We start from the raw sequence: 20,368 nt of genomic DNA, 5'->3' as shown, positions 1-20,368 counted from the left end.
TTTTACACCTTTGCTGAATATTTATAAACCTTTGTATTCAATTAATCGCTATAAACTTATTCCAAGCAACATTTTTTATATTTTTTACCGCTACCACATGGGCAAGGATCATTTCGTCCAATTTTTTCTTCCGTTCTTTGAAAGGGTTGATTCATTTCATACATGTTTAAAAATGCCGAATGCGGTCTTGGTGGCGGGCTATCTCGTAATCCGAATTCATACTCAATCTCTTCTATTGAGCCTGCATATTGTGGGTCAAAGCGTCCTTTTTGATTGAGCTCACGAATTAAGTCTATACGCTCAACAGCCTTCATATCCATCCATGCCATTAAAACCGCAGTTTCACCATAAAAAATCGCATTCGGATTAAACATTGTCTTTTCAAAACGTTCATGTAATTGATCTAAAGCACCTAAAATTTCTTGACGATAGTGTGGAAATTGAAGAGCTAAGTCACCTAAACACTCTGTAAATACATAAACAATATCTAATTTAATTGTCTGTAAGCCTTGAAGTAAATAAGGAATAACTGCTTCCCCCATGATTGAGAAAACATCTGAAAAGCTACATACCCACTCATCATCAAGATCATCAAGTCGGTAAAATTGAGTAAAAATTTTAGGACATGCTTCTACATACTTTAAGCCACCAAGTGCAAATAAGGCATAATGAACAGCAAAAAATTCAGAAGCTGTACCTGCTAATAAACTTTTATTGGTTGCAATTTCTACAAGCTCTTCAGCATCTGCAAGTGTAATCCCAAGTTGCTCTAATTGTGTTGGAAACTTCTTGAGCCGTGGATAATTCTCTTCAAGCGATGGTAATTGAAGCAACTTTTGCAATAGTGGCGAATCTTTTTTCATAATAAAATCGAATAACAAATATCTTTATTTCTGTGATTCTAACAACAAACAAATCATTCACCTAAATACATGTATGATTTTCTCTACTCTCTAAACGTCTCCCACGCTGCAAATGTCCCATTCTTATAGCAATACAATCTAGCAAACTGCGGAATAATCGCCTCACTTTGTGTCGGTCTTAAAAACACATAATCATCCACATCAATCTGTGTATGTTTTGGAACATTCACCATCTCTTGATTAGAACTGCGTCCATATAACAAATGCGGACGAATACCTTGCGGATAAACATAATCCGCCATCCAATAGCCTCCATAAATAAATAAAGCCTTAGATCGATGTGGAAGCTGATTCAATATTGGCAATCCGGGAAGTTGCGTATATGGCAAAACTTTCAATACTGGCGCTGCAATCCATAATGCTGTTTTGAAAGCACTTAAACGCTCACTGTCAAAATCACTCGGTTTCAATAACATTGAACCAAAAGAAAGATCATTACAGACACTATGTTTCACGTGAAAACTAAAACTGGGACTACCGCCCCCATTAAAACAAAGTTCATTGGTATAAAGATCAGGAAAGTGTTGCTGAATGACTGCAATATACTGTTGATAAATCGCTTGAGATTCTTGATAGGCAAGGTCTGCCTTTTTAATAATTGAAGGCAATTTGGTTACATGTGCGTCATAACCCATTAATCCTGAAAACTGTAAATATTCAGGATAACGACAAATTGTTTTAAGGAGTTGCGATAAATTTTGTAATGAATCTATACCGCCACGATGTAAGCCCACATCAATTTCTATATTAATTTTTAGCTTTAAAGACAAAAGCTTTGCGACTTCAAGATATTGCAATAAACGTTGTTGGCTATCCACCAACCATTGAATATTGGAATCTTGCCAATCTTGGTTGACCTCATAGAAATGCTGAACCGAAATCACTGGCATAGGCTTACCCAACAGCACATCTGCCTCTGAAAAATTTTCGAGAATCGGAAGCAATTGAGGTAAATGAAACACCATGAATCGTTGTGTCATAACTCTTTGGCTAATGCGTTTCAATAATTCCAAACAGGCTAATGATTTCACCACAATTCGAGGTTGCAAATGTGGTGCAGTTTTTAATTGAGTCACAACTGTTTGAAGATTATGTTCAAGTGCTTGATCATCCACAATCAAACGAGGTAAGGCATAAGCTTGCTGTTTCAAATCACGATTTAACTGCTGAAAAAAATGATCCATCTCCCTGCTCCCGATTCATCCTGAGTTTTTAGTGGTTTGATAAAAACAGTGTTTCTAAATACGGATTTAAAAACTTCCGTGTTAGATCAAGTTGTTCACGAATCTGCATAAATTCATCCCACTTTGGATAGAGTGGTTTTAGTTGCGCACTGGTCATGCTATGCATTTTCCCCCAATGCGGACGACCTTGATAACGTTGTAAAATTGGTTCAATCACATCAAAAAGTAATCGTGGTTCTTGTTTGTGGTATTGATGAATGGAAATTGAAATTGAATCCCTTTGATAGAAAGGGCTTAACCAAATATCATCACCTTTAACAAAGCGAAACTCCACAGGAAAAAAGGTCAGTGATTTAGCTCGCTTCATCGCAGCCAAAACCTCTTGTAAGCAAGCCACACCATATTCAGCAGGAATCTGATATTCCATTTCATTAAATCTGGTATTACGAACGGTTGGGAAAATGCGACTAGACCAATCCACACAAGTGGTCGGTTTAATAAATACCCCCAATAGCTTCTGTAATTGTGCATTCAACGCAGGAAATTTTCCTGTTAATTCACAACACATTGTCAATAAAGCATCTTCCGAAGGCCAACCTTCCTTTCGAGGTTGAACGTCTTCATCGGTAACATCTAATGTTTTCAACATGAGCTGCTTTGCATGTGAAAAAGCAAAACATTCAATATGACGATGTTGCGTTTTCCATTGCTCAATATTGTTAATAAAATCATCAACAGAACACAATGCAACATGTTCTTTCAGTTTGTAGCGTGGCTTATTTTGCATGGTGATTTTGGTCAGAATCCCCAAACTACCTAAAGACACACGTCCTGCATTAAAAATAGCGCTATTTTCCTGCGCATTACAACGCAAGATTTCACCTGAAGCGGTCAGCAATTCAATTTCTTCTACATATGCAGAAATACAATGTAAATCAATGCCTGTGCCATGCGTCCCTGTCGATACAGCACCTGCCAAGCTTTGCTGATCAATATCACCCTGTTGCATTAAAGATTGATTCACAGGTTGTAAATATTGATCCAAATTGAATAAACGAGTCCCTGACCAAATACTGGCCTGTGATAATTCAGCATTAACCGAATCCACACCGCTCAAATGATCCAATGACAGCAAAGTTGCATCCGTACATACCAACGGCGTAAAAGAATGCCCTGCACCGACCACTCGAATCTTTGCATGTTCTCGAACCAAGTGTTGTAATTGCTCAATGCTTTGTGGTTTTAGAATATGTTCAGGCTGTGCTGTTTGATACCCAGACCAATTATTCCACTGATTGTTTCCTTGTTGACTCATGTCATTATTCCTTTAACGTACTGCCGTTTTAATACTGCCAAAATTGGTTCTTAGATCGATTTCATGCTGAGGAATCTGTGCAGGCCGTGTGCTTTGATCATAACTTCGCATGGATTTTTCCAAACTGAGTTGCTGCGCCAAGTCTTGAAACTTGTATTGGATAGCGGCTTGCGTCCATTGACCATATAAAGTGTGCCCACCTTCATACGCCTGTTGCTGATATTCTTCATTGGTGGTGATATAACCCATATAATCATTGCAGTACGAAGCAATGCAGACATACTGAGATGACATGCTTGTTGAAGATTGATACACCGTTTGAATCACACGCTGTGCAGAAGTTGTGGTAATTTCCCCCGGACAGCAGACCAATAATAATTGTCCCAGTTTTAAAATCTGTAATGGCACAACACTCGGTACCAAAGGACTGTGTTGAATTGCACCTGCTTTGACTTGACGATTCATCTCCCGAATTAAAGGGTCTAAAAAGCTCGGTTGTACATCCAAGTCCTTCCCAAGTAATTGGTTATCAGGGCTTTCTAAAATAATGTCTTTGGGATGTTGCGAACTGTATAGGGCATGGTATTTGTCATAGTCAGGTGCATTTGGATTGGCCAAACGTTTTTTACGCACTTGCCTAGACAACAAAGACATAGCCATGGTGATGGGTTTTGCAGCACCTTTGCCATCAACAGGTGTTCCGCCAAAAAATGCCACACCATGACAGGCTGCACTGGTCTTGGCATTTTTGACACCTTGAGAAAATTCGACAGGAATATTAACCTGACTCAAATCAACATAAGACAATACGGCATCCAATGTGCCCTCTAATGGCTGGCTTGAAGATGACAAAGCTTGAAGGGCTAAATCACTTTGATAACGACCATTTTGTTGAGCGTATTGATATTCCGCTTCACCTTGAATTTTATTGCGAATTGCATCTTGCTTAGGTCCATGAAAATGCGGTGATACATCCCCCGCAGAAGCTTGAGCAAAAATGGTTACTGGCTGATCTACCCCTTGCTCAGCTAAATATTGTTCACTGATCGTTGCTGCATAGCCTTTATTATCACCATCATAGGCATTCAGTTGATTACTTAGACAGGTTGCATGAACGCCAAATAAAGAAATCAGTCCACAAAGCTGTTGCTGGCGATAGAATCCCAATAACTGCATTTCACGATTCAGTGCCAAATGTGTTTCGTGAATATCTCTTTGAATCACATCAGGATTACGATTGTAAGACTTTAAAGCTCGATTCCATGCAACAGGTGTATTTTCATCAAATTGCCCCGTGCTATAACGAATCTCTGTTTCGTGTTCTGTTTCTATGGCCAATAAAACACTCTGCACTACAGCTTCAACCACAGCACTTAAATGTTCAGGGACAAAACCAGGTGTCGGCATATTGTATAGAGCTTCATAAGCACATCCGCCCGGCCCTGAATGGGTATGTGTCGCCATCAATACCAATTGTTGTTCATCAAAATGCTCTGCTAATTTTTGTTTTAAAACATCTACCACACCGCTACGCATCGCATGGGTAATACAACCAAAATCAAGGCAGCAAATTAAAAGCGGTTGGGTTGCATTCATTTCACGAATAGAAAATGTACGTGCAAACAGTGCTGTCCGTTTTTCATAGGCACGGTGTGTCCACATACCATAACCAAACATGGCATAACCTTTGGGTTGAATAGGTATTTCTTGTTTGCTCCAACCAACCATATACATGTTCAATATTCCTATATTTAAATTTTCATTCTCATCATGAGAAGCACATTGAAAGTTAATCAAAAATATGCGATACCCACTAGGGTTAAACCAACAAAAATAAGGGGGGCTAAACGGACTTTATGCCTATTCAGCAAATGGAACTTGTCGATTCTCAGTTTTTTATTCCGCCGATGCTGCTCAGCAGCTTGATTCATTATGCAGAACAACAACAGTGGTCTTATCAATCATGGTTTGAAAATAATCATTTGAATATAGATCAAATCATTAACAATCAAGGGTTTGTTCATTTCTCAGATATTTGTAATGTCTTTCAACATGCGATCCATGATACTCAGCAACCCAATTTAGGGCTTTTGCTCGGAAGTAATGAAGGTCAAGTTGCGATGGGAATCCTCGGTTTTGCCATGCAAGCCTGTAAAAATGTGGCTGAAGCCATGCAAACAGCGCTACATTACCACCCTATTTCAGGTAGTGTTTTAGACTTAGCTGTGCATATTCAAACTGATTATTGCGAAGTGGAAGTTTTTGAACGCTATCCAAATGGTGCTTTAAATTCTTTAAATGCTGTTTTTTGCGATGAAATCTTTGCCAGTATGATCACCTGTTTAAACATGATGTTAGGTGATCATCAGCAACTGATCTGCTTAGAACTGAGCTATGATGGTTCAGCTTATTTAGCGGACTATCAACGTATTTTCAATTGCCCTATTCAATTCAACTGCGCCCGAAACTTAATCCGCTTTAACAAAACAATCTTATCCAGAACACTGAAAAATTACAGCCCTGCAAATTACCAAACGGCGATTAAAATCTGTGATTCGGCATTTGATCAATTTAAGCAAATCAATCAGCCCAGTTTGGTCAAAGTTTTACAGCATTTGATTGCAAGCCATCTTCCTGAACGCTTCGACATGCAACAAGCAGCTCAACATTTTCATTTAAGTGAAAGACATTTAAGACGTTTATTAATCAATGAAGGCGCAAATTTTCAGTTGATTAAGCAACAGGTTCTAGCAGATAAAGCCAAAAATCTTTTAAATGAAAATTACACCATCAGTGAGATCAGCCATATTTTAGGGTTTAGTGAGTTACGTGAATTTAGGCGAGCATTTAAAAAATGGACTGGATATTCGCCGACAACGTATAAGCAAATTGAAAGCGATAAAATTCAAAAAGAGAAAATTTAAATACAGAAGCTTTGCATAAACCCGAATTAAGCTCAATACTCGACTAAAGCATAACTGCATTCAATCTATGATATGCATATCTTTAAATCGAGAGATTAGAATAATAGACATGGAGTTAAAAATGGTAAGCGCATACGATGAGTTACCACGTACCCCCGCAAATTTTGTTGCTTTATCGCCATTGCGTTATCTGGAACGTGCTGCTTACATTTACCCAAACCAAGATGCCATAGTGCATGGTTCACGGCGTATTTCATGGCGTGAAACTTATATGCGTTGTCGCCAATTTGCACATCAGCTACAAAATTTAGGTATCCAAAAAAATGATACCGTCTCGGTTTTATTACCCAACATTCCAGCAATGATTGAAGCGCATTTTGCCGTACCGATGTCAGGTGCAGTTTTAAATGCACTCAATACACGTTTAGATGCCAAGACCATTGCATTCATGCTTGAACATGCTGAAACCAAAGTGCTTTTGGTTGATCCTGAATTTGCAACGCTAGCAGAAGAAGCTGTTGCCCTTGTACCTCAACAGATTTATATCATTGATGTTGCTGATGCAGAATATGAAAAAAATGACACGACGGCACGTATCGGTCAAATTGAATATGAAGACTGGATCAAGGGTGGTGATGTTAATTTTGAATGGCATTTACCCAATGATGAATGGGATGCCATCAGTCTAAACTATACTTCGGGTACGACAGGCAATCCTAAAGGTGTGGTTTATCATCATCGTGGCGCATATCTCAATGCTGCCAGTAATATCCTTGCCTGTGGCATGACACCTCGTTGTAAATATCTGTGGACACTGCCACTGTTCCATTGCAATGGTTGGTGCTTTGCTTGGACCATTGCAGCCAATGGTGGAACCAATATTTGCTTACGCAAGGTTGACCCTGCTTTGGTTTATCAACTGATTGATCAGCACAAAATTGATTATCTCTGCGGCGCACCGATTGTGTTATCGATGCTGATCAATACACCTAAAGATAAACAAATTAAATTTAATCATCATGTTGAAGTGATGGTCGCTGGTGCTGCACCACCAGCAGCGATTATTGAAGGAATGCATCACATTGGTATCCAAGTTAATCATGTCTACGGCTTAACCGAAACCTATGGTCCATCTGCTTTATGTGCATCTCAAGCAGGTTGGAGTGAATTGTCTATTCAAGAACAAGCGCAGTTACATTCACGTCAAGGTGTGCCATATCCGCTACAAGACAGTATGCGTGTGCTTGATCCTGAAACCATGCAACCTGTTCCAAATGATGGTACGACCATGGGCGAAATCATGTTCCGTGGCAATATCGTGATGAAGGGTTATTTAAAAAACACCAAAGCGACTGAAGAAGCCTTTAAAGGCGGTTGGTTCCACTCAGGTGATTTAGCTGTAAGTCAACCTGATGGTTATGCCAAAATTATGGATCGCTCTAAAGATATTATTATTTCAGGTGGTGAAAATATTTCGTCACTCGAAGTTGAGGAAGTGTTGTACACTCACCCTGCGATTATGACAGCTGCTGTGGTAGCAAAACCTGATACTCGCTGGCAAGAAGTCCCTTGCGCTTTTATTGAGCTTAAACAAGATGCTGAAACCACAGCAGATGAAGTTATTGAATTTTGTAAACAACACTTAGCACGTTTTAAAGTGCCTAAAGATGTGGTGATTTGTGAAATTCCAAAAACTTCGACAGGGAAATTACAAAAATTCATCTTACGTGATTGGGCGAAAGAACGTGCTGAAAGTGAATTAAGTTAAGTCACTCCAAAAATAAAATCCCCTCTCCTTTCTAAGGAGAGGGTCAGGGAGAGGTTTAAAATAAGTAACCTGAGCTCGGAATAAGATATATTCCCAACTATATGATACACGGAAACGTCAGTCGCATTGTTCGAGGCAGGACTACATCTGCAATATACTGTTTTTGCAAAATATTAGATACATGATGGTATCTGTCGAGTTGGCGACTGACAAATGGTTTTGCCTACTTTTCCCGAAAGAAAAGTAGGTCGAACCGAAGGTTAATCCTTATATCTGACTTTAAACGGTAAGACTCTGCTATGCCTGATCTATCTTTTCAATAACGTACATCAGAGTTTATCTCGAACTGACGTTAAATTACATTCCCTCTCCTTTCCAAGGAGAGAGTCAGGAAGAGGTTAAAATAAAAAAACGACCTATTTAGGTCGTTCTTATCATTACAGAATCAATTACTTCGAATTGTCAGAAATCAAAGCCACTTGCTGTGCATAATTCAATAACTTTAATTTAGAAGCAGCCAACTCTTCAGCAGATACCTCTTTGGCAATATCACGATGAATACGCAACACATGCTGACGTAGAGAATGACTTTCTGCTGCATTATAAGACTTACAAAACTCTTTAATCGCAGGGTCACGCTGTTCAATCATACGATCAACCCAACGATCGAGTTGTGCCAACTTCTTAATACCTTGCTTAGGTGTAAGATAAGACAAAATGACAGCCTCATCTTCATTACGCAATAATTTACCAATACGCTGAAACTGACGGCGACGTGCTTCAAAAGACGTAATTAACTGAACATCAAGCAATGCTTCAATCAAACGCTCTTCAACAGGTAAAGCTTCAATTTGTTTCTTTGACAACTCAGCGAGTTGCTCACCTAAAGCAGCCATGCGTTGCACAGCTTTCTTCTGTTCGGTTTTACTTGCACGCCCTTCTAAAGAATCAAAATCATCTTCAGTAAAACGTTGCGGACGACGTGCCACGATTATTCTGCCTCGTAAAATTTATCTGCGAATAGTGCAAGGACTTCAGATGAAGCTTTTTCTTCATCAGGACCATCAACCACTAGACGCAAGGTGGTTCCCTTACCAGCTCCAAGCATAAGTAAAGAAAGGATATTCTTGGCATCGACTAATTTATCGCCCTTACCAATTTGAATAGAACATTTAAATTTAGTCGTGACTTCGATTAGTTTTCCAGATGCACGCGCATGTAATCCTAATTTATTAATTACGTCAACAGTTGTGTCAATCATGACCAGTGCTTCATTTCTCTATGTAATACCTGAATAGGCCATTGAGACTCTAAAGCCTTCTTCAACCTATCCACGATATAAACCGAACGATGTTGACCACCCGTACAGCCGATAGACACCGTAATATAATGACGATGACCTTCTGCAAAAGCAGGCAACCACTTATTTAAAAACTGATAGATGTCTTGATACATCTCATTTGCTTGATCACTGGCTTCTAAAAATTTGCGTACAGGCTCATCCAAACCTGAAAACTTACGCAACTCTAAATCCCAATGTGGATTAGGCAAATGTCTGACATCAAAAACGAAATCTGCGTCTAATGGAATACCATGTTTATAACCAAAAGACTGTAAAATTAAAATGAGTTTATCGGACTGTCCCAATTTGGACAATAAGGTATCCTTTAAATCATGTACACTTTTATCTGTTGTATCAATATGTGCCGTTGCTCTCAGTTGAATAGGAAGCAATAAATTTTTTTCTTCTTGTATGCATTCATTCAAACTTTGAAAACGACTAGATAAAGGATGCGGACGTCTTGAAGCACTAAAACGAGAAATCAGTTCCTGATCTCGCGTCGTCAAATAAATAACGTCTACGCTACCATGTTTTTGCAACTGTTGAAAAACATCATCAAAACCATGTAAATCTTCTTTTGCACTACGAACATCAATCCCCAGTGCAAGTAACTCTAAATTATTTTCTTTATCTAATTTTTCAACGATTTCAGGAAGCAATGCCAAAGGCAGATTATCTATACAGTAATAACCCAGATCTTCAAGCACCTGCAAAGCAGACGATTTACCTGAACCAGATTGTCCTGTCACGATAAGTATGCGCTTCATGGCATGGCGATCCTAAAAAGCAAAGGTTTAAGCAGGAAGTTTAATCTGCAAATTATCAATTAAGCGTGTTTTGCCTAATTTTGCTGCAACAAACAATACAACATCTTGGTCAAACTGATCAACCTTTTGTAACATTGGGCTACGAGCTTCTACATAATCTACAACCAAACCAGCCTCAGTCAAACGTGTCCGAATTTGACTCAGCACATTTGATAAAACCTGACCTGCCAATAAATCATGTTCCGCAGTTTTTAAAGACTGATAAATCACAGGCGCTGTTTGACGCTCTTGCTCTGATAAATAACCATTACGAGAGCTTAAAGCCAAACCATCTTCTGCACGTGCAATTGGGACACCAATCACTTCGATTGGCATATTCAAATCACGAACCAACTGTTTAATCACAGCCAATTGTTGATAATCTTTTTGCCCAAAGAATGCAAAATTTGGTTGAACGATATTAAATAGTTTGGTCACCACAACTGCAACACCATCAAAGTGTCCAGGACGCTGTAAACCGCATAGGTCATTGGTGATATCGCTAACGCTGATATTGGTTAAACGTGTGTGTTTACCATACATTTGCTCAACAGAAGGTGCAAAAACAATATCACAACCGACTTCAGCCAAAAGATGACTATCCTGCTCCAAAGTACGAGGATAATTATCAAAGTCTTCATTCGGTCCAAATTGAATTGGATTCACGAAAATACTGACCACCACAACATCACATAGCTTACGTGCCTCACGAACCAGATTTAAATGTCCTTGATGAAGATTACCCATCGTCGGAATAAATCCAATACTTTTACGTGATGATCGAGCAGGACTAAGCGATGCTGTTAATCCTTGAATGGTAGTTTCTGTTTTCATGTTTACAGCTCGACTTGGAAAGTATGTTCTTGTGCAGGGAATGATTGATCTTGCACAGCAACATGATATGCCTTAAATGCGTCAACAATAGCAGTTTCACCTGCTTGTTCTTTCATAAAATTACGGACAAAACGTGCCACTTTACCGAAGGTCAATCCAAGCATATCTTGTACAACGAGAACTTGACCATCGGTTTCCACACCTGCACCAATACCAATCACAGGTACATGTGGGAACAATTCAGTAATTTCTTTACCTAATTGTGCAGGTACACACTCTAACAGAAGCACTGCTGCACCAGCTTCGACAACGGCTTTACAGTCAGCAATCAGCTGATCTGCTGCTTCACGTGTTTTGGCTTGAAGTTTATAACCACCAAATACATGAACAGATTGTGGCGTTAAGCCCAAGTGTACACACACAGGAATACCATTTCGTGTCAGCACCTGAACAGTTTCAGCCAACCAAGCACCACCCTCAATTTTAATCATTTGAGCGCCAGCTTGCATCACAATTTTAGAATTTGACAACGCATCATTGAGCGTTGCATAACTCATAAAAGGTAAGTCACAAAAGATAAATGAATGCTGATTTGCACGACGCACCGCAGCGGTATGATATGCCATATCAGCTACAGTCACAGGCAAGGTAGAATCATGCCCTTGAATGGTCATCCCCAAAGAATCGCCAATTAAAATAGTATCAATTTCAGCAACTTCCATACCTTTTGCCATACTTGCATCATAGCAAGTTAGACATGAAAATTTACGGTTCTGAGCTTTAAACTGTCTTAAATCACTTAGACTAATCATGACGATATTCCTCTATCGATAAGAGTTCTGGCATATTCAAAAAATCAATCAGCCCAAGTCTGATCTGCAAGAGCGCTGAGTGTTGAATGTTGCACGAGATCTAAACTTTGCAATGACTGCCCTTTCACTTGAAGTGTAGGATCGAGATCTAATAAAGGGATCACCACAAAATCACGCTCTAAAATACCTATATGCGGTACTGTGAGTCGCTCATTTATAATGTTTTTTTCAGCATAAAGCAAAAGATCTAAATCTAAAGTTCTTTCACCCCAACGGCGTAAACGCACACGACCTGCTTCATTTTCAATACGTTGCAACTCATCTAACAATGCTAATGGCTCTAAATGAGTGCTTAGTTCTGCAACAGCATTATAATAATTCGGTTGATCTTGCGGTCCCATTGGTGGACTCCGATACAGTTTTGAAACAGCAACAGCCCCTAAGGTTCGGAGCTTTGCTACAGCTTCACGTAAAATTTGTTCAGAGTCACCTAAATTACTGCCTAAACCAATATAGGCTTTCGTCATCATTGCGTTGGTCCAAAAATCACTTTACTAAGATCACGTTGTACACGTCTACGTTTAGTAATTGGATGGTCCGCATTGATTTCACCCGTATTTGCAGCGGATTTGAAATCATTTCTACTACGAGAATCACTCGATGAATTATGAGAAGTCGGTTTATTACGAGTACGGCGACTACGTGTTTCTTGTTCTTTCACCAATGGTTCAATCTGCGCTGAACTTGCTTTTTCTTCTACAGCAGGCTCTGCAACTTTACGACGACCTTTGGCACGTTGACGATTATAAACACTAATGGCACGTTCTTTTTCATCCGCAGACATGTCTTGATAAGCTTCCCACCAAGCACCCATGCCATTGGTTGACGTATCACCTGACTTTTCTCTCAGCAATAAGAAGTCAAAACCTGCACGGAACCGCGCATGCCCTGAAAGAGCTTCAATTTGTTGTGGTTTTGGATTCAGCAAACGACTTTGCATTTCCCAAACTTCACGAATAAAGGTTTCAGCAAAACGTGGAATAATGGTTCGTGTCGCTTGGCGTTTTAAAACGTCTAAACCTGCTTGAGCACGTGCTTCAGCGGCAACAACACCCTTTGCATGATAAACATCACAACGTGCCAAAAAATTATTCCATAACAACACCGCATAGAAAAATGCAGGGTTAATGGTTTTACCTATTTGGATGCGTTGATCCGTATTTTTCGCAGCTCGTTCAATGAATGGTGTGATTTCAGTGTCAATATCTGCAAATAATTGCTTCCATACACCAAATTCAATCAACATTGGCATAACACGGTGCAAATGTCCCATCGTGAACAGTTTTTGCGATTCATCATAAAGACGATGTGGAGAAACATCTCTTAATAATTGCGTCATATCTTCAGTAAAGATTTCTAAAATTTTAGGATCAATACTGAAATTTAATTTTGCCGCAAAACGTAAAGTACGTAACATCCGTACAGGATCTTCTTCAAAACGTAAGCTTGGATCACCCAGCAAGCGCAATGTTTTATTTTTTATATCATCAATAGCATTGCAAAAATCTAGCACTTCACCTTTACGTGGTTGATAATACATTGCATTAATCGAGAAATCTCGACGAGAAAAATCTTCCTCAATCGTTCCCCAATTATTATCACGTAAAATCATTCCCTGAGCAGAAGTAATCGCTTTTTTGGGTGGCGCTCGGAAAGTTGCAACTTCAATTAACTCTCGGCCTGAATAGACATGAGCCAATTCAAAGCGTCGTCCAATAATCCGACAACGGCGACCAAACACTTCCTTAATTTGAGAAGGTGTTGCATCGGTGACTGCATCGAAGTCTTTAGGGTTGAGACCAAGCATTAAATCACGCACACCACCACCGACTATATATGCCTGATAGCCAGCTTTGGTGAGTGAATCAATAACATCTAAAATGGAAGAAGGTAATTGGGCGGTGGATAATCCACTCTTTGACGCACGCAAAGTTTGCAAAAGACACTGTCTCCTACGTCAGGACGTAAAAATCATAATTGTGCTAATGATATCGCTTACACAGCTAAAGGGCAATTTGATTCTCGTGATCTTATTTTGAAATTTAGCTGCTTATCGCAATTTTCGGCTGAATCAAACCTGATAAAAAAGTTATAGACTCAGCATCGAACGATTTTTTTCAATAAACTTCACACCAATTCCTTTCACCTTTTGTAAATCTTCAATAGTTTTAAATTGTCCATTTTGATTTCTATAATCAATGATTGCTTGGGCTTTCTTTGGCCCTGCACCATTGAGCTGTTGTAACTGTTCAATACTTGCAGCGTTAATACTCACCTTGTTTGTTATAGCAGCACCCGCTAATTTATTGGTTTGGGTTTTATTTGTTTGGGTTTTATTGGGGCTCGTAACTGAAGGACGTGACAAATAATAATTTTCATTCTGTTTGCTCGATTGTTTATTCAGCCGAGCATCTTGCTCTTGTTGATTCGCTTTCCATTTCAAGTAATTTTGATCAAATTGCTGAGCTTGTGCGGTTAACGACAAACTCAACAATGAAAGCAAAAGTATTGTATAAAAAGAAACATTATGTAGTTTTACTAATTTAATTACTGATTGAATAATTTTTAATTCTGCAAAAATCATGAATACCCTAGTGTTTTAATTTTTGCTTTGCTTGATCCCAAAGTTGATCCATTTCTTGCAAACTAACATCTTCTAATCTTTTATTTTTTAAATTAATTTGATCTTCAATATAAGCAAAGCGTGATTTAAATTTATGAACTGTTCCGAGTAGCGCCATTTCACTTGAGATACCTAGTTTACGCCCAACATTGATTAATGAAAATAAACAATCACCAAATTCATCAATTATTTCATCGGATTTTTCCAATTGCATCGCTTCTTCAAATTCAGATAGCTCTTCCTTCACTTTTTCATAAGCTTGCGCAACATCAGGAAAATCAAAACCAACCTTCGCTGCATTTTTTTGAATGTCTTCCGCTTGGTTTAATGCAGGCCCATGTTTTACTTTATCTAAACGAGATCGAGGTTTTCCCTGTTTTTCTTGTTGTTTAATGTCTTTCCATAATAAAGAAACTTGCTCAGGGCTTAAATTTTCAAATTGATCTTTTTGAAAAACGTGAGGATGACGGCGAATTAATTTCTGACAAATCGCATCAACAACATCTGAAAAATCAAAAGCCCCCTGTTCACTGTACATTTGTGATTGAAACACCACCTGTAACAACAAATCGCCCAATTCATTCTTCACTTCATCTAAGTCGCCTGAACGAACTGCTTCTTCTACTTCATACGCTTCTTCAATTGCATATTGCGTTAAACTTTCAGGTGTTTGTTCACGATCCCAAGGACACTCGGTACGGAGTTGCTTCATAATCGCCAATAACTGTTCCATTTTATGTCCTTTAATATCAATAACAAATGACTTATCAGCCCTTGTTCTCACGCACATTTTATGTTCAACTCGCTGCATGTAATAACAAAAACAAGGGAAATTAAATGAGTCAAAGTATCTTCATTAGTGGTGCTGCACAAGGGATAGGTGCCGCAATTGCTCGTCTATTCTACCAACAAGGTTATAAAGTTGGTATTTATGATATCAATGCAGATCAAGCTCAAACCTTAGCTGACCAATTGGGTTCTAATGCTAAAGCTGGACAATTAGATGTCAGTCAATACGATCAATGGCAAACAGCTTTACAAGACTTTGTCACATGGGCTGGTGAACTTAATATTTTGGTTAATAATGCAGGCATTCTCTATTCAGGTGACTTTGAAAAAACAGATATTACTGCTCATCACCGAACCATCAACATTAATGTCAACGGTGTTTTGAATGGTTGCCATGCCGCACTTCCCTACCTGAAAAAAGCAAAATTTGCACGTGTCATTAATTTATCGTCTGCATCAGCGATTTATGGACAAGCAGACTTGGTGTCTTATTCAGCCAGTAAATTTGCTGTCCGAGGTATTACAGAAGGCTTAGATATTGAATGGCAAAAATACGGTATTCGTGTACTCGATGTCATGCCACTATTTGTGCAAACGGCAATGGTTAAAGATATGGATGCAGGAAGTATCAAAAATATTGGAGTACATTTAAGTGCTCAAGATGTTGCGAATCAAATTTTCGCTTTAGCTAAAGCCAAAGGCACGATTCTTACAGCCACACATACCCCTGTAGGGTTAAAAAGCAAAATCATGTTTCAGCTTTCAAATATTAGCCCACAATTTCTCAATCGTTTGGGCAATATAGTACTCACCAAAAGAAAATAAGCTTTTGAGTTAACTTAACGTCAGTTCGGGATAAACTTTGATGTAAGTTATTGAAAAGATAGATCAGGCACAACGGAGTATTACCATTTAAAGTCAGATACAAGAATTAACCTTCGGTTCGACCTACTTTTCTTTCGGGAAAAGTAGGCAAAACCATTTGTCAGTCGCCAACTCGACAGATACTATCAAGTACCAAATGTATTGCAAAAACAGTACATTGCAAATGTAGCCCGGCCTCAAACAATGCGACTGACGTTTCCGCGTATCGTATAGTAGGAAACATACTTATCTCGAGTTCAGGTTACTTAGATTAGCATCTTGAATTTCAACGTTGAATACACATCAAGCCTGCGCATTTCCATGAATTAATTCAAACCAATTAAGACAATAAAAAACCTGCATTTAGCAGGTTTTTTTATTCAACATTTAGTTTCCTTGAACCAAACGTCGTGCACTAATAATACCCGGCTGTTGTTCTAATCTTGCCAAGAGTCGAGAAAGTTGCGCCAAACCTTTCACTTCAATCAACAATTTCATATTGGCAATACCATCTGCTTCAGAAATTGTATTCACTTGGCGAATATTAATTTGATCAGAGAAAATCACTTGAGTTAAATCTTTCAATAAACCACGGCGATCATAAGCTTCAACAACAATCTGTACACTTTGACCACGTGTAGGTTGCATCTCCCAATCCGCTTCTACAGCACGATCAGGCTCCAACTTAATCATCCGAAGATAATCTGGACATGCAACTTTATGAATACTCACACCACGATTTAAAGTGATATAGCCTGCGATGGATTCACCATGAACAGGCTGACAGCATTGAGCAATATGCAATTCAACATTATCTAAACCATCAATCAAAATACCATGAGCAGATAACGTATGACTCGCACGTGGGTTCAGCGTCGGCTTTAACACCAACTCAGGCTCATCTTGATCCAAATGCATATGGCGATTGACTTGATTGATCAAGGCATGAAGACTAATGTCACCACTCACCAATGAAACTAGAATGTCATCACCCGTTTTAACATTGAAATGATTGCAATAATCACTTAAATCAATACTTTTTGGATGAATCGCTAAACGTGAAAGTTCTTTATTGAGAATTTCACGCCCAACTTCTAAGTTCTTACTCCGATCTTGTTGTCTAAACCAATGACGTAACTTATCGCGAGCACGAGCAGTTTTGATATAACCTAAAGAATTCACCAACCAATCACGGTTCGGTTCACGATCTTTTTTGGTTAAAATCTCAACCTGCTCACCTGTTTTCAAGGTATAGGTTAATGGCACATAACGTTGATTCACACGTGCCGCATAGCACTTGTTTCCAACTTCGGTATGTACATGATAAGCAAAATCAAGCACTGTCGAGCCACGTGGTAATTCTTTAATATCACCATCACGACTGAACACATAAATTTTCTCAAAGCCTTCAAAATCTTGAATCTGTTCAAAATTCTCAGGCTCATCATCATTGGCATGCGCACTGGTTTCAGTACGTTCTTGATAATGTTCAAGTACAGCACGTAATGAATGCAAACGATGGTTAAATGAGTAATCTGTGGTCTTAGACCCTTCTTTGTAATTGAAGTGTGAACACACACCCAACTCAGCCTCATTGTGCATCTCTTTGGTACGGATTTGAATTTCCAAAGATTTGTTTTCTGCAATCACAGCCGTATGTAAAGAACGATAACCATTGGCTTTTGGATTGGTAATATAATCATCAAACTGATGCGGAATGTGTCGCCAAATCTGATGTACGATACCCAAAGCGTGATAACACTCGGATACAGATTTCACCAATACTCGTAATGCACGAATATCATAAAGCTGATCAAAACTCAGACTCTTACTCTTCATTTTGCGATAAATCGAATAAATATGTTTTACCCGACCTGAAATTTCAGCGTCAATATCATGCTCAGCCAGTTCATGTTTTAAACGATCAACAACAAACTGAATATACTGTTCACGCTCTAAACGCTTTTCATTGAGTAGAGAAGCAATTTCTTTATAGCGCTCAGGTGCTAAATAACGGAAAGCAAGATCTTCTAGCTCCCATTTTAATTGAGCAATCCCTAGACGATGCGCCAACGGAGAATAGATGGTCAAAATTTCTCGTGCAACACGTTCCTGACGCTCTTTTGGAGAATGCGCCAATTCACGTAGTGCAAAAGTACGTTCAGCCAGTTTAATCAATACAACACGAACATCTTCTGTGACCGAAATCAGCATCTTATAGATCCCGGTCAAATGTTCCCGTTGATTATTATTAAAATGATCCTCTAAGCGCTTATTTTTTTCAATCAATTCAGAAAGTTTACCCATCGCCAAAGTACCTTTGACGAGGTTGTAGACTTGCTCACCGAACTGTTTTTGAATTTCATCTAAAGTGGTTAAGCCTTCACGTACACTACGGTAAAGCACCGCTGCTGCCAGCGTGTCTTCATCGACATGTAAATGTGCCAAAATATCCGCCATCCCAATCCCTGTTGCAAAGGTATTGGTTCGATGATTGACTGTTGTCGCTAATTCTTTTTGTAATACTAATTGCGCGACTTCTTCTAACTGTATTAATTCAGCACCGTCTAAAATTCCACGCACGCGGTCTAGCCATGTCGCTAGAGCCTGTTGCGCTTCATCGGCATGCTCTACAGTCGCTTCGTCTGATAACTCACTGAGTTGATCTGGAAGCTGTTCACGAACTGTGACCATACCCTTCTCCTCTAACTCTATACTTCATTATAAATCGTTTATCTCTAATTTCTTTTCAAACAATGCAATGGATTCAACATGACCCGTATGGGTAAACATATCCATCACACCTGCTTTTATTAACTGATACCCATGTTGTACCAAAATTCCAGCATCTCTAGCTAGGGTCGCAGGATTACACGACACATAAACGATTCTTTTTGCACCAAATTTTGGCACATAATGCATAACTTGTTCAGCACCTGCTCTTGGAGGATCAATCAATAATGCATCAAATCCTTGATTTGCCCAAGAATAATGTGAAAAGTCTTTTGTTAAATCTTGTGAATAAAATTTAACATTGGTTAAACGATTGTTCAGTGCATTTTGTGTACCGCGCTTAGCCATTTCCTCACTCCCTTCCACTGCAACCACTTTACCTGTTGCACCCACTCGTTTGGCGAGCGGAAGTGAAAAATTACCCAGTCCACAAAACAGATCCAGAACACGTTCACCTTGTTGTAAATCTAGCAAATCACATGCCAGTTTAACCATTTGCTGATTTACTGTTGGATTCACTTGAGTAAAATCTGTGGGATTAAACGCAAACTCAACATCAAAATCATTTAAACGGTAATGTAAATGCATCGGTGCTTCAGCATCGTCCACACGATGTAAACTTTCCACACCAAATGGTTGCAAATATAACTGCCACTGCTTCTGTAACGCATATTGTTGCAATAGGTTGACATCATGCGCTTTTAATTTTTCAGTATGACGAATTAAAAGCGAAATTTCTTGATCACCTTTGGCTAATTCTATATGACCAATGGCATGTTTGCCTTTTAGACTTTCGAGTAATACTTTTAACTCAGGTAAGGCTTGATTCAACGCCTCAGCCAAAATATCGCAACTTTGGATTTCAGTTAAATGATTGCTCTGCGCTTCACGAAAACCCATCAACAACTTATTTTGCTTCGGTAAATAGCGCACACCGATTCGAGCTTTATGACGGTAATCCGTTTGCTGCGAACGAATCGGTTCAAGCCATTGCACAGGTTCTAAACCCGCAAAATGACTCAAATGTGATTTTAAAACCTCTTGTTTTAAACGGATTTGCTCATCTGGGTGAATATGCTGCATATTGCAACCACCACATATTCCAAAATGAGGGCAAAAAGGTTCTACACGATTTGGATTTGGCTCACTAATTAACGCAATACTATCCGCCTCTTCAAGCTTAGAAACTTGACGGGTAATCTGTGCTTTAACCGTTTCACCCGGCAATGCATAACGAATAAAAACTTTCTTACCGTCTTTATCACTTGGATGATCAGTATCCGTACCATAGTGTGCAATCCCTCGCCCTTCGTGTGACAATCGCTCAACTTTAAAAATATACTGAGCAAGCTGAGATGGACGAGGTTTAGCTCTATGTTTCAAAGGAATAC

The 20,368-nt window shown here is 39.0% G+C and carries 18 protein-coding genes; 3 read left to right on the top strand and 15 right to left on the bottom strand.

Features of this window, described 5'->3' with window-relative positions; genetic code table 11:
* Positions 1-56: 56 nt before the first annotated feature.
* The 4 genes from GGG_RS21565 to GGG_RS0108320 all read right to left on the bottom strand — a co-directional run bounded on the left by GGG_RS21565 (position 57) and on the right by GGG_RS0108320 (position 5,156).
* The gene (locus tag GGG_RS21565; RefSeq protein WP_010113795.1) at positions 57-863 is read right to left on the bottom strand and encodes an SEC-C metal-binding domain-containing protein; all 807 of its coding nucleotides are present in this window, start codon (positions 861-863) and stop codon (positions 57-59) included.
* A gap of 83 nt (positions 864-946) precedes the next feature.
* On the bottom strand, positions 947-2,107 hold the full coding sequence (locus GGG_RS0108330) for an alanine racemase (protein WP_010113794.1): 1,161 nt from the start codon (positions 2,105-2,107) through the stop codon (positions 947-949).
* A gap of 28 nt (positions 2,108-2,135) precedes the next feature.
* Complete coding sequence (locus tag GGG_RS0108325; RefSeq protein ID WP_010113793.1) at positions 2,136-3,422, bottom strand: D-arabinono-1,4-lactone oxidase; 1,287 nt, start codon at positions 3,420-3,422, stop codon at positions 2,136-2,138.
* A 12-nt stretch (positions 3,423-3,434) separates the two neighbouring features.
* Complete coding sequence (locus GGG_RS0108320; protein ID WP_010113792.1) at positions 3,435-5,156, bottom strand: neutral/alkaline non-lysosomal ceramidase N-terminal domain-containing protein; 1,722 nt, start codon at positions 5,154-5,156, stop codon at positions 3,435-3,437.
* A 122-nt stretch (positions 5,157-5,278) separates the two neighbouring features.
* Between GGG_RS0108320 and GGG_RS0108315 the strand changes: the two genes are divergently transcribed.
* Both GGG_RS0108315 and GGG_RS0108310 read left to right on the top strand, forming a co-directional pair.
* Complete coding sequence (locus GGG_RS0108315; protein WP_010113790.1) at positions 5,279-6,346, top strand: AraC family transcriptional regulator; 1,068 nt, start codon at positions 5,279-5,281, stop codon at positions 6,344-6,346.
* Between the two features lie 121 nt (positions 6,347-6,467).
* Positions 6,468-8,114, top strand: coding sequence for an acyl-CoA synthetase (locus tag GGG_RS0108310; protein ID WP_010113788.1), 1,647 nt, complete (start codon positions 6,468-6,470; stop codon positions 8,112-8,114).
* Positions 8,115-8,563: 449 nt separating this feature from the next.
* Here the strand turns inward: GGG_RS0108310 and yjgA are convergent, their stop codons facing one another.
* From yjgA to mazG, 9 genes are all read right to left on the bottom strand, one after another.
* Positions 8,564-9,103 (bottom strand): ribosome biogenesis factor YjgA, encoded by a 540-nt coding sequence (gene yjgA / locus GGG_RS0108305; RefSeq protein WP_010113787.1) that lies wholly within the window; start codon positions 9,101-9,103, stop codon positions 8,564-8,566.
* Between the two features lie 2 nt (positions 9,104-9,105).
* Positions 9,106-9,375, bottom strand: a complete 270-nt coding sequence (locus tag GGG_RS0108300; RefSeq protein ID WP_010113786.1) for an HPr family phosphocarrier protein — start codon at positions 9,373-9,375, stop codon at positions 9,106-9,108.
* Positions 9,372-10,223 carry an RNase adapter RapZ gene (gene rapZ, locus GGG_RS0108295; protein WP_010113785.1) on the bottom strand — a complete coding sequence of 284 codons (852 nt, stop codon included), beginning with the start codon at positions 10,221-10,223 and terminating at the stop codon, positions 9,372-9,374. The genes GGG_RS0108300 and rapZ overlap by 4 nt, the downstream gene beginning before the upstream one ends.
* Before the next feature lie 27 nt (positions 10,224-10,250).
* Positions 10,251-11,096, bottom strand: a complete 846-nt coding sequence (gene panC, locus GGG_RS0108290) for a pantoate--beta-alanine ligase (RefSeq protein ID WP_010113784.1) — start codon at positions 11,094-11,096, stop codon at positions 10,251-10,253.
* 2 nt (positions 11,097-11,098) lie between these two features.
* On the bottom strand, positions 11,099-11,908 hold the full coding sequence (gene panB / locus GGG_RS0108285) for a 3-methyl-2-oxobutanoate hydroxymethyltransferase (RefSeq protein WP_010113783.1): 810 nt from the start codon (positions 11,906-11,908) through the stop codon (positions 11,099-11,101).
* Positions 11,909-11,952: 44 nt separating this feature from the next.
* Positions 11,953-12,438, bottom strand: coding sequence for a 2-amino-4-hydroxy-6-hydroxymethyldihydropteridine diphosphokinase (gene folK, locus GGG_RS0108280; protein WP_010113782.1), 486 nt, complete (start codon positions 12,436-12,438; stop codon positions 11,953-11,955).
* Complete coding sequence (gene pcnB / locus GGG_RS0108275) at positions 12,435-13,907, bottom strand: polynucleotide adenylyltransferase PcnB (protein WP_010113780.1); 1,473 nt, start codon at positions 13,905-13,907, stop codon at positions 12,435-12,437. The genes folK and pcnB overlap by 4 nt, the downstream gene beginning before the upstream one ends.
* A 150-nt stretch (positions 13,908-14,057) precedes the next feature.
* Positions 14,058-14,552 carry a ComEA family DNA-binding protein gene (locus GGG_RS0108270; protein WP_010113779.1) on the bottom strand — a complete coding sequence of 165 codons (495 nt, stop codon included), beginning with the start codon at positions 14,550-14,552 and terminating at the stop codon, positions 14,058-14,060.
* A gap of 7 nt (positions 14,553-14,559) precedes the next feature.
* Positions 14,560-15,324 (bottom strand): nucleoside triphosphate pyrophosphohydrolase, encoded by a 765-nt coding sequence (mazG, locus tag GGG_RS0108265; protein WP_010113778.1) that lies wholly within the window; start codon positions 15,322-15,324, stop codon positions 14,560-14,562.
* Between the two features lie 104 nt (positions 15,325-15,428).
* On the opposite strand from mazG, the gene GGG_RS0108260 reads away from it, so the two are divergent.
* The gene (locus GGG_RS0108260) at positions 15,429-16,205 is read left to right on the top strand and encodes an SDR family oxidoreductase (RefSeq protein WP_010113777.1); all 777 of its coding nucleotides are present in this window, start codon (positions 15,429-15,431) and stop codon (positions 16,203-16,205) included.
* Positions 16,206-16,631: 426 nt separating this feature from the next.
* Here the strand turns inward: GGG_RS0108260 and GGG_RS0108255 are convergent, their stop codons facing one another.
* A complete protein-coding gene (locus tag GGG_RS0108255; protein WP_010113776.1) occupies positions 16,632-18,938 on the bottom strand; it encodes a bifunctional (p)ppGpp synthetase/guanosine-3',5'-bis(diphosphate) 3'-pyrophosphohydrolase in 2,307 nt (768 codons plus the stop codon).
* Positions 18,939-18,965: 27 nt separating this feature from the next.
* Positions 18,966-20,360, bottom strand: a complete 1,395-nt coding sequence (gene rlmD, locus GGG_RS0108250) for a 23S rRNA (uracil(1939)-C(5))-methyltransferase RlmD (protein WP_010113774.1) — start codon at positions 20,358-20,360, stop codon at positions 18,966-18,968.
* Positions 20,361-20,368 lie beyond the last annotated feature (8 nt).

Source organism: Acinetobacter sp. P8-3-8 (genome assembly GCF_000214135.1).
Lineage (GTDB): Bacteria > Pseudomonadota > Gammaproteobacteria > Pseudomonadales > Moraxellaceae > Acinetobacter.
This window is presented reverse-complemented; position numbering and strand designations above follow the sequence as displayed.